Below are 11,751 nucleotides of genomic sequence, written 5' to 3' on the forward strand. Positions count from 1 at the left end.
CGCATTTTTACCGCGCGGATCGCTCCTGCGCGGCGGGGGTCTTGCGGATACGCTGTGACGTCAGGCCTTGGTGTCGATCACCGAGCCGGCGCTGTACTGGGCTGCCCGCATCAGGTCGACGACCTGTTCGCGGGGCAACTGCTTGACGACTTCGCCGGTGATCCGGTCCAGCGTCTTGTAGATGAAGGAACCCGAGTTCGGCCCCTCCTCGATGACCAGGCGGTAGCGGGCGGCCTGTTCGGCCTCCTGCGCGAACCTGGAATCGTGGAAATCGCCGCCTGCGGTGGACGCGGCGGCGGGCTGAACGGCGAGAGCGCCGATCGGGTCTATCCTGGCATTGCTGTGCATCTCTCCTTACGCCGGCGTTCAGCCGACGTCTCCGTGGGGCGGCCCGGATCGGTCGGGCGGGGCCGCTAGGCCCCGCCCTTCCGGTCGATCCTTAGCGGAACAGTCCGAGCAGGATGGAGGTCGAGGAGTTGGCGATCGACAGCGCCTGCACACCCAGCTGTTGCTTGGTTTGCAGGGACTGCAGTCGGGCGCTTTCCTTGGCCAGATCGGCATCGACCATGTTGCCGACGCCGGCTTCGATGGTGTCTTGCAGCTTGCCCACGAAGGTCAGGTGGGTCGCGAACGACTTGGAGCCGGTGCCCAGGCGAGCCAGGGAGGCCGAAACCTTGTCGATCGAAGCGTTGACCAGACCCAGGGCCGTGGTGGCCAGGGTCGAGGTGCCGATGGTGGTGGTCGCGGTGACCGTCACGTTGGCGCCGCCCAGCGACAGGTTTTCACCCGCGGCCTTGATGGTGGTGCCGGTCGTGTTGGCCAGGGCCTTGTAGCCGTTGGTCGTGGTCGAGTTGTCGAGCAGGTTCACGCCATTGAATTTGGCGTTCGAGACGACGGTGGCGATCTGGTCGCGGATGGCCTTGAAGTCTTCGTTCAGGGCCGAGCGAGCCGAGGTCGTCAGGCTCTTGTCGGTGGCCGCGAGGGCCTTTTCCTTCATCTGGCTGAGCAGGTCGGAGACCGACTCGCCAGCCGAGAGGGCGACGTCCAGGGCCGATTGGCCGCGGTTCAGGCTGTCCTTGACCGCGTTCAGGGCGCCGATTTCGGCGCGCTGTCCCTGAGCGATGGCGTAGATGGCGCCGTTGTCCTTGGCGGACGAGACGATCTTGCCGGTGTTGATGCGATTTTGAACCGTGCTGAGTTCGTTGTTCGTAACTTGCAGGTTCTGGAGGGCGATCATTGCGCCCACGTTCGTGTTCACGCTGTTCAGCGCCATGACACGTAGTCCTTCTTCATGGTGTCCGACGCCGTTTTGGCTGCCGGGAGCATTCTGCTCGGACGTATCCGCAGCAAGGACGGGACCAGTCCGGGTCGGGCCGTGCCAAGGCGCCGTTCGTTGATTTTGCTGCGGTAGTTCTTGTTAAGCACGTCGGCCGCCCGGCAGGTTTTGCCGGGAGCCCGGCAGGAACTGCCTGCCCACCCGGCACAAGTTGCACCCGGGCTTTGGCACTGTTTCCGGTTTCGGAGTGCCAACAGTGCCAGACAACGCCAGAATCCGCGGGCTGGTCGGCCATCACCACGGCCACGGGCGGCGGCGAGTCGGCGGCGCCTCGCGCCAGCGATCCTGCAGCGCCCGTTCGGCCAGCAGGGTCTCGACCGCGAGTTCGCGGGCGGTCTCGCAGGCGACCAGCGCGGCGCCCCGGGCGACGTAGGCGACCTCGAGATCGCCCTCGGCGGGCGCCTCAGGCAGGCGGTCCAGCACGCACGGCCGGATCGCCGCCTGCGGCAGATCCAGGCGCGGCGGAAGGACAGACGGCGGGAGCGAGCCGGCACAGCTCGCGATCATGGCGGAGAAGGCGATCGGCGCGAGCCGGATCCAGCGGGGTCGATGCATCGTGGGCGCTCCGGGCCTGGGCCGTGGTCTCGGCGGTCACCCGCTCGACGGCCACGGTCTGTTGATGGGACTGGTCGAGACGGCGGGCCTGACCGGCCAGCCCCTCCGCTTCGAGCCGGCGGGCGAACGCGTCCGAGGCGGACGCCGCGGCCCGGGCCTCGGCCGCCCGCAGGCGCCGTTCGGCGAGGCCGAACGGATCCCAGCGCAGGCCGAGACCATGGGCGAGCGCGACGACCGCCACGGCGAGCGCCACGAGGCACAGCACCCGGCCCATCGGGCCCCAGCCGACGAGCGCCAGACTCCTCAGGATCGACGGACTCTTCACGGGAACACCTTCCGGTCGAGCTCGAAATGCGGGCCGTCTCGCAAGCTCGCCCAGTCCCCGCCCCAGACGATGGCGGTGCCTTGCCGGGCCGCGGCCGCCTTGAAAGCCGCGGCGATGCGCGGATACAGGGGCCAGTCCCAGCGCACCTGCCCGTCGACCATCGCGGCGACGTCGATGGCGTGTCCCGTGAGATGTCGGGAGTGTTTCGTGCGGCTGGCGCCGGCGCGCACCAGCGCCGCCTGGCGCTGAGGCGTCCTCAGCCCTTCAGTGACCATGAAGTCGACCGGGCTGAGCGCCACGGCCTCGCGCGCCAGGGCGACCAGGCGGGGATGAACCCCGTCCAGCCGCCTCAGCGAGCGCTCGGAGAGGCGGAAGCCCATCAGCGTCCCTCCCCGTCAGGCCGAAGCACGCGCAGGCTGGCGATCAGCTGCTGGGCCGTCGGCGCGACCAGATAGAGGATCATGGTCAGGGCCAGCAGCGCCATCAGCCCCCGGGCCAGCGGAAGCGCGGCCTCGGGCGGCGTCAGGGCGATCAGGCGGTCCAGCAGCAGCCAGGCCGCGCCGGTGCTGGCGAACACATACAGTCGCCGCCAAAGCCAGCGACCCTCGGCCAATGGCGGCGCGCCGGAAGGGCGGTCTGTGGACCGGGTCATCGATCATCCTCCCGGTCGGCGATGGGCCCCCGGCCGCCGCGCCGGTCGGCGCCGGCCTCGAGGTAGAGGTCGTCCGCAGACATGTGCCACGGAGCCTCCCAGGCCTCCCGTTCGAGAAGCGTGTCATCGGGATCGTCATAGGGTCGGGACATGGCGGTCATCCCTGCGCGATCAGCCAGACCAGGCCGCCCGCGCCGGCCCCGCCCACGCCGCCAGCCGTCACCCCCGCGCCGCCGCCTCCACCACCGGCCCCGGCCAAACCGCCGGCGCCGCCGTCGTGCCCTGCGCCGGACGTGACGGCTCCGCCGCCGCCGCCCCCGCCGCCCGCCCAGTAGAGCCCCGGTTGGGGGGCGACCGCGCCGGCTCCGCCCGACGCGCCCGAGCCTGCGGCGCCCCCGACGGCCTTGACCGCCAAGGCTGCGCCGTCGCCGCCGGCGCCGCCCGGGCGGGCCGCTCCCGCGCCGTCGAGACCGCCGCCGGCCCCGCCGCCGCCGGGCGCGTCCGGCCTGTCGAAGCTCTTGCCCGCCGCGCCAGCAGCCGCGACGCTGGAGGCGCCGCCGCCATTTGAGTTAGGCGCGCCCGCGCCGCCCGCTCCGGCGGTTCCGCTGACAGCGCCGCCCAATCCGCCTCCGCCGCCCCCGGTGGCGATCAGCAGCGGGGTGGAGCCGGAGTAGACCGCCGAGCCGTTGCCGGAGGAGCCGGCCGAGCCCACGCCGCCGGCTCCACCCGCTCCGACGACGACAGTGAGGGAGGCCGGAAGCTGGTCGGCCGGCCAGACCGCGCGGCTGACGCCGCCCGCCCCGCCTCCCCCGCCGCCGAAGCGGGAGCCGGACGCTCCGAAAGCGCCCGCTCCGCCCCCGGCGCCGGCTCCGATGGCGATGGCCTCGATCGTCCGGGCCCAGGGCGGCACGGCGTAGCCCCCGCCGGCGGTCAGGACCGTCACCGTCCGCCGGGTCGCACCGAGGTCGAAGCTGACCCGGCCCGAGGCGCGGTCAACCGACCAGACGTCCCGCCAGGTCGAGCCATCGGTGCTGACCTTCAGCCTCAGGTCGTCGTCGCCAATCAGGCCGAGTTCGGCGCGACCGCCGTATCCGCTCTGGAACAGCAGGGACAGGACGTCGGCGGCACCTTCCTTGTTGAACGTCAGGCGCAGGTCGCCGTCGCCGCCGTCGCCGAGGGTGCGCGCCGTCCACAGGGCCTTGTTCAGTCGGGCTGCGAACGGGTTGACCGCGTCGGCCGAGGTTCCGAGGCCGAGCCGGTTCAGGTTCTGGACCGCCTCGAGGCGCGTCCCGAGCGCGACCCAGGCGCCGCCGTGCCGCACCACCAGTTCATCGGCGTCGGCGACCAGCACGACCAGCCCGTCAGGCGCCTCGATCACGCTCCAGCCGCCGGCCTCGGCCCGCATCAACGCGCCCTCGGCCTTGCCGGTCCAGGCGTCGCCGGTCGCGTCCGGCGGCAGGATGTAGAGGGCGCCGTCGGGCGGAGCGGCCGGCTGGGCCTGCTGCGAGCGGCTGAGTACGGCGGGCTGGACCAGGGCGTCGAGCCGGGTCAGGGCCTCGTTCAGCGTCACATGCTTCTGCATCTGGCCCGCCGCCAGATAGGGAAGGCCGAGGCGGGCGGTCTGGTCGTCGCTCATCCGAATGTCTCCGAAACTCTGTCGGAGAACAGTCTGCGGCCGTCCGCTGCTATGGCGGGCTCATGACGCTGGCGCGCGAGACAAGGCCTGCGGAATCAACCACATGGATCCGCGAAGTATGGAGACAGAGCCCGAAAAGGTAGCAGTCGATATCCGCGTTCAGTCGTGCAGATAGGCGACCCGCCGGAGGCCGCCTTTTGCCCGCATCTCCGCGACATGGCGTTCGTGCGCCCCCGAGGCCTTCGCCTCGCGCTCGCTGGCCTCGACCCAGTGGGTCGTCTCGATGTCCTTCTGCAGCGCCCTGGCAGCCATCAGGTGTCCCGGGAACAGAACGTCGACGACGCTGGGCACGAAGTCGAGGAACGGCACCTCGCCAACCATGGTGGTGAGGCTGTCGAGGCCCAGATAGGCGAGCATCCGGGCCACGGTCGTCGGCGAGGCCTTCACCCGCGCGGCCTGAACCAGCAGCCAGCCGGCCGCGCCCACGCTGTAGACCGTGCCCACCACCGGAACCCAGGTCAGCAGACCGTCGAGGCCGATGCCGAAGGGGCCGATGCCGACGGCGCGGTCGGAGAGCTTCTTCACGCCCTCGACATTGGTCCAGATTTTCTCGATATCGCCGATGGTCCGTCTGGCCATGCCACCCTCCGAAGCGAGACCGTAACGCGCCATGACGACCCCCGTTCACCACGAAACGCAAGTCAGGTCCCGCCGGGGTGGGTGGTGGGCCCCGAGGGGCGCATTGGACTGGCTGGCCCGACTGGCGCTCGCGGTTCCGCTGGGCGTGGCGGTCGTGGCCCTCAGCGGGATCGGCCACCGCTGGTTCGACATCCTCGCCCAGTTCACCGCCCCGGCGCTGATCGCCACGGCTGTGCTGACCGTCGGACTGGCGCTGACGCGGCTGCGGGTGGCGGCGCTGCACGGGCTGGCGGCCTGCGCCGTCCTGATGATGGCGGCGGCCCCGCAGTGGTTTCCGGGCGGTCCCAGGCCGGAAGCGGAGGCGCCGATCGTGCGGCTCTATTCCGCCAACCTCTATTACCTGAATGACGATGTGGCTGCGATCCGCGGCTCGATCGAGGCCGCCGACGCCGATGTGGTGGTGCTGATCGAGCTGGGACGCGACGCCGCGGCACGGATCGACGAGGTGCTCGAAGGATATCCTCACCGCGCCGCCTCGATGCGCATGGATCAGACGCGGGGCCCGTCACGGTCGGTGATCGGCTCGCGCTATCCGCTGACCGCCCTGGACGATCCGCCGGACGGCTTGCACGCGGTGGCGGCGGTGGCGCGGACGCCGCTGGGGCCGCTGAACGTCGTCGGCGTGCACCTGACCCGGCCCTGGCCGTTCCAGGAGCAGTGGGGCCAGATCAGCCAGACCATGGCCCTGCAGGGCGTGGTCGAGGGCCTCGACGGGCCCGTCGTCGTGGCCGGAGACTTCAACAGCGTGTCCAGCGCCCGTATCGGCAAGCAGGTCCGGCGCGACCTCGGGCTTCATCCGGCCCCGGGCTTTCCCGGCACCTGGCCGACCGATCTGCCGGCGCCGCTGGGTATGACCATCGATCAGGTCTACGCCTCGCCCGAGCTCGCTTTCGTCGCCCGCCGCCTGGGACGGCCCACCGGCTCCGATCACCGCCCCGTGGTGACGGAGTTCACCCGCGCGGCGGACTGACGAGCGCCTGAAGCCGTTCGGCATGCCCCGTTGCAGGGAAGTCGTCGGCGATCCAGCCCGCCTCGAACGCCTTCAGAAGGCGGCCGGTCTCAGGCCCCGGCGCCACGCCCAGGCGCGCGAGGTCGCGCCCCCCCACGGGCAGTGGAGGACGTGTCCAGGTCTCCGCCAGCGACAGCAGGCGGCGGGCCTCGGACGACCGGTGGGGCGTTTCGGCCCAGTGGCGGCGCACCGCGTCGGAGAAGGCCGTCGCGCCGTGATGATAGAGCGCAGCACGCGCCTCGCGGTCGCTCATGGACAGGTTGATCGCGGGAACCGCCCGGGCGGCGAAGGCCAGCCGGTCGCGCACAGCGTTGGCGAGGCGCAGCCGGGTGGCGGCCGCCCTGACCACGGCTTCGTCGGGGGGAAGCAGCACCATCAGCCGGACCAGCGGATCGGCGCCCTGCGCGACCGCGGCCTCGAACAGCCGCGACAGCTGCGCCTCCCGCAGGACCTGGGCCAGCACCCCGGCCCCGGCCATGGCCGCCATGGCGGCGCGGGGGTCCGGGGCGGCCAACAGCTTCATCAGCTCGCTTGAGACCCGCTCCGCCGACAGCCGCGTCATCCCGGGCGCGAGGGTGCGGCAGGCGGCCAGCGCGGCCGGATCCGGCTCGTCTCGCCCATACCAGGCGTGGAAGCGGAAGAAGCGCAGGATGCGCAGGAAGTCCTCGCGGATGCGGGTCTCAGGGTCGCCGACGAAGACGATGCGCCCGGCCCGGCAGTCGGCCACGCCCTCGCCGGTCGGATCGAACACATGGCCGTCCGCGTCGGCGTAGAGGGCGTTGAGCCGGAAATCGCGGCGGGCGGCGTCCTCGGCCCAGTCGTCGGTGAAGGCCACGGTGGCGTTGCGGCCATCGGTGGAGACGTCGCGGCGCAGGGTGGTGATCTCGAACGGCCGGCGCTCGGCCACGGCCGTGACAGTGCCGTGGGCGATGCCGGTGGGCACGGCCTTCAGCCCGGCGGCGCGGATGGCGCGCTCCGTCTCTTCCGGCTTGAGGGTGGTGGCGATGTCGACGTCGGCGACCGGCTGGCCGATCAGGGCGTTGCGCACGCAGCCGCCGACGAATCGGGCGCAGCCGGGGCCGCCGGCGGCCTCGAGCGCCGCCATCACCGCGCGTGTCGCGGGGGCCATCAGCCATGGCTGGTCTGTCAGGCGGAGGATCACGCGGCGTCCTCGTCGACGGCGGCGGCGGGCTCGGCCTCGTCGCCATAGAGGCGGCCGCGCAGCGCCCGCACGATGGCGGCGGTCGCGCCCCAGATATAGCGCTCCCGCCACGGCATGGCCCAGAACCAGCGGCGCGGGCCGCTTTCCGGATCGTGAAATTCGCGGCGGTGGTTGGCGGGATCCATCAGGAAGTCCCACGGGGCCTCGAACACCTCGGCGACCTCGTCAGGGGACGGCGACACCACGGGCGGCTCGGCCAGCCACCCGACCACGGGCGTGACCATGAAGCCGGTCACCGTCTCGTAGCCGTCGCCGACGCCCAGCACCTCGACCGCGGAAGGGTCCAGGGCCACCTCTTCCCAGGCTTCGCGCAGGGCGGCCTGCCCGGCCGTCTCGCCGGGGTCGAGGCGGCCGCCGGGAAAGGCGATCTGACCGGTGTGGCTGGCCAGGCTGTCGGAACGGCGGGTCATCAGCACCGTGGCCCCGTCGGGCCGGGCGATGATCGGCACCAGCACGGCGGCCGGGCGCAGGGTGCGGCGGGGCCGGGGCGCGTCCGGGTTGAGGTCGAAGTCCGAGCGGGCGGGCGCGCCGTCCGGCCGCCAGGTCGAGGCGGGGGCCAACCGCTCAATCAGCCGCTCGCGCAGGGAGGCCAGGCTCATGCGACGCCCGCCCCGACCGGCCCGAGAGCGAAGGCCGCCGCGCCCGAGCGGACCACCAGCCGGCCGCCCTCGACCTCGGCCCGGTCGACCAGTTCGTAGAAGACCGGCCGGGCGACGCGGGCCCACAGGTCGGCGCGGACATGCAGGGCGGGCGACGGCTCGCCGGTCGCGGGATCGGTCTCGACCCGGATGGGATGCCCCGGCCCGGCCTCGACCGTGTCGCCGACGTCGGTGGTGAAGCGCAGCGCACCGTCGAATTCGGTCACCGCCACGGCGCGGAACGGCAGGTCCTCGACCCGGATCGACAGCTTCTCGACGGGCGTGACCAGGCAGTAGCCCTCGGGATCCTTGCGCAGCACGGTCGAGAACAGCCGCACCAGTTCGGGCCGACCGATGGGAGAGTTCTCATGCAGCCAGGTTCCGTCGCGGCGAATGACGATGTCGATGTCGCCACAGTGAGGGGGATTCCACAGATGGACCGGCGGCAGGCCCCTGCCCGGCGCCTGGGTCGCCGCCGCGGCGACGGCGGCCAGTCCGGTCTTGTTGTCGGCGGCGTTGCCCATGCTCCAGACTTAGGCGTCGGGCGCGCGGTGGCAAACCCCTTCTAGCGAAGCGGCCGGACGAGGCCTTGAGGGAGTTGGGGGCCCCGCCACAGAACCCTTCGCTGATCCGCCGGCCCGGGCATCCTCACATCCGGCGCCGGAACGAATCCGAAGCGCCCGAAATAAGGGAGATCGCCGACCAGAAGCACGCCCTTGGCGTCATCGGATGCGGCGTACTCCAGGCAGCGCGCCACGAGCTCCGCCCCCAGGGCCGCGCTGCGGTGTTCGACGTCCACGGCGATCGGCCCCAGAAACAGCGCCGGCGCGCCGCCGACGGAAACCGCCCAGAGACGCACCGAGCCTACGATCCGGCCGTCGATGCGCACCACGAACCCCACGGCGCGCCTCGCCTGCTCTCTCAGCCGTTCGGCCGTCTTGGCGTAGCGCCCCGGGCCAAAGGCGGCCAGCACCAGAGCCTCAACGGCGGGGGCGTCGGCGGGGCTCTCCACATCGATGTGCGGAACGGGGGAAAGAGCGGGCGTGGATGACATGGGCGCGCGCACCTAAGGGCCGCGCGCTCCCGAATCAACCGGATTTCGAGAAATCGGGCGCGCGCTTCTGACTGAAGGCCATAAAAGCCTCCATCGCCTCCGGGCTCGACATCTGGCTGCCGAAGGCCTCGCCCTCGCGCTGCATCAGCGCCCACAGGGCCTCGGCGTCGCGCATCAGCCGCTTGGTCTTGCGGATGGAGTTCGGCGCGCGGGCGGCCAGCTTCGCCGCCAGATCGGCGGCCGTCGCTTCGACCTGATCGGCCGGGACGGCGCGGTTGGCGAGACCCCAGGCCACCGCGGTACGGCCGTCGATCGGCTCGCCGAGCGCGAACATCTCGAAGGCGCGCCTGTGCCCGATGGCGGCCGGCAGCAGCATTGAGGACGCGGCTTCCGGCGCAAGGGCCAGATTGATGAAGGGCGCCGACAGCAGGGCGTCCTCGGCCACCACCACCATGTCGCAGTGAAGCAGAAGCGTCAGTCCGATGCCGATCGCCCGTCCCCGCACCGCCGCCACCGCCGGCTTGTCGAGGTCGGCCAGCGCCTTGAGGAAGCGGAACACCGACATGTCCAGCGGCTGCTGACCCTGCGAACCAAGGGCGATAAAATCGCCGATGTCGTTGCCGGCCGAGAAGCTGTCGCCCTCGCTCCGGAACAGCAGCACCCGCACCGCTTCATCGGTTCGCGCCCCTTCCGTGGCGTCCGACAGAGCCGCATACATGGCCTGGGTGATCGCGTTCTTCTTCTCGGGCCGCGCCAGCGTCACGGTCAGTACGCCTTCCGAAAGGCCCGTGTGGATATGATCGGTCACGCCCTTGGTCCCTGTCTGATTGCGGTCCACCAGTCGACACCGTCGGCATCGCGGCTGCGCGCCGCCCGCCCGCGCCGAAGCAGATAGTTGAGGTGAGCCAGGCTTTCGCCAGTCGCCATGCCCCGTACGCCGTCCCCGACGGGACGCGCGAACAGGGCGGGAAAGACGTCGACGGCCCGGCTTGGCGTTCGCAGGGTCCGCTCCAGCCGCTTCAGCGCCGTCACATGACCCCGGATCAGCGCATCGAGCCGCGCCTGCACCCCCCGGAACGGCTCTCCGTGCGACGGCAGGACCAGCACCTCGTCCGGAAACACCGATCTCATCCGCTCCAGCGACTCCAGCCAGTCCCCGAGCGGATCCGCGTCCGGCTCGGTCGGCCAGACGGACACATTCGACGAGATTTTCGGCAGGATCTGGTCGCCGCCCAGCACGAGTCCGTCGGACTCGCGCCACAGGCAGGCATGTTCGGGACTGTGGCCCTGGCCTGTCACGACCCGCCACTCACGCCCGCCGATCGACAGTCGATCGCCCTCCTGCATCCGGAGGAAGCTGGACGGCATCGGGGAAACCCAGCGCCCGAACTGCCCGAAGCCGCTCCGGTAACCTTCCACCTGGGCGTCATCCCAGCCGGCGCGGCGATAGAAGACGGCGCCGTCCTCCGGGGCCGATCGACCAGTGTCCGCAACCAGCATCCGGGCCGTGACATATTCGAGCCGGGTCATCACCAGCGGCGCCGCGAACCGATCACATAACCAGCCGGCCAGACCTATATGGTCGGGATGCATATGGGTGCAGATCACCCGGGTCACAGGCGCCCCGCCCAGAGAACCAGCCAGCAACCGTTCCCATTCTTCCCGGGAGCCCTGCAGGTCTAGCCCGGTATCGACGAGCGACCAGCCCTCGCCGTCGCGCACGGCGTAGACATTGATGTGGTTCAGGGCGATCGGCATGGCCAGGCGCATCCAGAGGACATCTGGTGCGATCTCGACTGCGTTTCCCGCCCCGGGCGGGGCGCCGAACGGATAGACCAGGCCGCGCTCCTCGCGCGCCGCCCTGTCCTCGTCCACCAAGGCGACGCCGTCGGCCAAGTCCGTCTCCAATCGAAACTTAACCCATAGATACGCCGAAGCCGCCGTGTGCGTCCAGCATCGCATTCGACTTGACCGGGCCGTGATTAAGGCAAAAGGTGGGCGATCAGAAAAACATCCTGGAGTGGCGCCATGCTCAATCGGAAGATGTTCACTTTGCTGGCTGGCATGTGCGCCGCCCTTTTTTTCACCGCCGGGCCGGCCTTCGCCCAAAAAGGGGTCTTGGGACCTGGAGCCGGCGTCGGGTCCGGCGAATGGGCTCGCAACGTTCCGCCGGGAAGCGTGGTCGACCCCCCCAATGGAATAGCCATCACCCGTGACAACACCAGCGGCTCGCGCCTCAACCGCCAGACCAACGAAGAGCGCCGACAGGCGGAGCGGCGGCGTCGGGCCGAACGCGGTGAGGCGGTGGCGCCCAGCAGCGCCTCGCGGGGCCAGATCCTCAGGGCGGCCCAGGACTTGGCAGCATCGGCGGGACTTGAGTGCCAGGTCACTGACGCCTCGCTCATGGGCGTCGATCCCAACGAAGCGCCGATCTACGAGGCCGCCTGCGCCGAAGGGCCGGGCCAGCTGATGATCGCCTCGACGCCGACCCAAGCCTACACCTGCTTCGAACTCGCCGCCGTGGCCGGCGGGCCGCAGTGCGAACTGCCCGCCAACCAGAACAGCCTCGCCGTGATCGGCGGCTGGGCCCGCCAGTCCGGCGTGACCTGCGAGATCGACCAGGCG

General features: G+C 71.1%; 16 protein-coding genes and 1 pseudogene. 2 read left to right on the plus strand and 15 right to left on the minus strand.

Annotation, left to right across the window (positions count from 1 at the left end; all coding sequences use genetic code 11):
• Positions 1–60 precede the first annotated feature (60 nt).
• The 9 genes from VEA62_RS11250 to VEA62_RS11290 all read right to left on the minus strand — a co-directional run bounded on the left by VEA62_RS11250 (position 61) and on the right by VEA62_RS11290 (position 5,143).
• Complete coding sequence (locus VEA62_RS11250; protein ID WP_324821649.1) at positions 61–348, minus strand: flagellar protein FlaG; 288 nt, start codon at positions 346–348, stop codon at positions 61–63.
• Between the two features lie 91 nt (positions 349–439).
• Complete coding sequence (locus tag VEA62_RS11255) at positions 440–1,273, minus strand: flagellin (protein ID WP_324821651.1); 834 nt, start codon at positions 1,271–1,273, stop codon at positions 440–442.
• Positions 1,274–1,570: 297 nt separating this feature from the next.
• Positions 1,571–1,759 carry a hypothetical protein gene (locus VEA62_RS11260; protein WP_324821653.1) on the minus strand — a complete coding sequence of 63 codons (189 nt, stop codon included), beginning with the start codon at positions 1,757–1,759 and terminating at the stop codon, positions 1,571–1,573.
• Entirely contained in the window at positions 1,740–2,216 is a 477-nt protein-coding gene (locus VEA62_RS11265; protein WP_324821655.1) for a hypothetical protein, read from the minus strand. The genes VEA62_RS11260 and VEA62_RS11265 overlap by 20 nt, the downstream gene beginning before the upstream one ends.
• The gene (locus tag VEA62_RS11270) at positions 2,213–2,596 is read right to left on the minus strand and encodes a M15 family metallopeptidase (protein WP_324821658.1); all 384 of its coding nucleotides are present in this window, start codon (positions 2,594–2,596) and stop codon (positions 2,213–2,215) included. Before VEA62_RS11270 ends, VEA62_RS11265 begins: the two co-directional genes overlap by 4 nt.
• Positions 2,596–2,868 (minus strand): hypothetical protein, encoded by a 273-nt coding sequence (locus VEA62_RS11275; RefSeq protein WP_324821659.1) that lies wholly within the window; start codon positions 2,866–2,868, stop codon positions 2,596–2,598. Before VEA62_RS11275 ends, VEA62_RS11270 begins: the two co-directional genes overlap by 1 nt.
• A complete protein-coding gene (locus VEA62_RS11280; RefSeq protein ID WP_324821661.1) occupies positions 2,865–3,029 on the minus strand; it encodes a hypothetical protein in 165 nt (54 codons plus the stop codon). The genes VEA62_RS11275 and VEA62_RS11280 overlap by 4 nt, the downstream gene beginning before the upstream one ends.
• Positions 3,026–4,504: a DUF2793 domain-containing protein gene (locus VEA62_RS11285; protein ID WP_324821663.1), complete on the minus strand. Its 1,479-nt coding sequence runs from the start codon at positions 4,502–4,504 to the stop codon at positions 3,026–3,028. The genes VEA62_RS11280 and VEA62_RS11285 overlap by 4 nt, the downstream gene beginning before the upstream one ends.
• 159 nt (positions 4,505–4,663) lie before the next feature.
• Positions 4,664–5,143 carry a DUF4112 domain-containing protein gene (locus tag VEA62_RS11290; protein ID WP_324821665.1) on the minus strand — a complete coding sequence of 160 codons (480 nt, stop codon included), beginning with the start codon at positions 5,141–5,143 and terminating at the stop codon, positions 4,664–4,666.
• Between the two features lie 103 nt (positions 5,144–5,246).
• Here VEA62_RS11290 and VEA62_RS11295 point away from each other — a divergent pair, with 103 nt between their 5' ends.
• Complete coding sequence (locus tag VEA62_RS11295; RefSeq protein ID WP_324821667.1) at positions 5,247–6,173, plus strand: endonuclease/exonuclease/phosphatase family protein; 927 nt, start codon at positions 5,247–5,249, stop codon at positions 6,171–6,173.
• Here the strand turns inward: VEA62_RS11295 and VEA62_RS11300 are convergent.
• Genes VEA62_RS11300 through VEA62_RS11325 form a run of 6 tightly spaced genes read right to left on the minus strand, consistent with a single transcriptional unit; the run spans position 6,154 to position 11,022 of the window.
• Entirely contained in the window at positions 6,154–7,341 is a 1,188-nt protein-coding gene (locus VEA62_RS11300) for a CCA tRNA nucleotidyltransferase (protein WP_324821669.1), read from the minus strand. The two genes, VEA62_RS11295 and VEA62_RS11300, sit on opposite strands and share 20 nt — an antisense overlap.
• 29 nt (positions 7,342–7,370) lie before the next feature.
• On the minus strand, positions 7,371–8,033 hold the full coding sequence (locus tag VEA62_RS11305) for a CoA pyrophosphatase (protein ID WP_324821671.1): 663 nt from the start codon (positions 8,031–8,033) through the stop codon (positions 7,371–7,373).
• Positions 8,030–8,596 (minus strand): DUF1285 domain-containing protein, encoded by a 567-nt coding sequence (locus tag VEA62_RS11310; protein WP_324821673.1) that lies wholly within the window; start codon positions 8,594–8,596, stop codon positions 8,030–8,032. Before VEA62_RS11310 ends, VEA62_RS11305 begins: the two co-directional genes overlap by 4 nt.
• A gap of 41 nt (positions 8,597–8,637) precedes the next feature.
• The gene (locus tag VEA62_RS11315; RefSeq protein ID WP_324821675.1) at positions 8,638–9,126 is read right to left on the minus strand and encodes an N-acetyltransferase; all 489 of its coding nucleotides are present in this window, start codon (positions 9,124–9,126) and stop codon (positions 8,638–8,640) included.
• Positions 9,127–9,160: 34 nt separating this feature from the next.
• On the minus strand, positions 9,161–9,934 hold the full coding sequence (locus VEA62_RS11320) for an enoyl-CoA hydratase (protein WP_324821677.1): 774 nt from the start codon (positions 9,932–9,934) through the stop codon (positions 9,161–9,163).
• On the minus strand, positions 9,931–11,022 hold the full coding sequence (locus VEA62_RS11325) for an MBL fold metallo-hydrolase (RefSeq protein WP_324821679.1): 1,092 nt from the start codon (positions 11,020–11,022) through the stop codon (positions 9,931–9,933). Before VEA62_RS11325 ends, VEA62_RS11320 begins: the two co-directional genes overlap by 4 nt.
• A gap of 282 nt (positions 11,023–11,304) precedes the next feature.
• On the opposite strand from VEA62_RS11325, the pseudogene VEA62_RS11330 reads away from it, so the two are divergent.
• Positions 11,305–11,751 (plus strand): annotated as a pseudogene (locus tag VEA62_RS11330) (hypothetical protein); the annotation flags it as partial.

The organism is Brevundimonas sp., from assembly GCF_035627475.1.
Taxonomy (GTDB): Bacteria; Pseudomonadota; Alphaproteobacteria; order Caulobacterales; family Caulobacteraceae; genus Brevundimonas.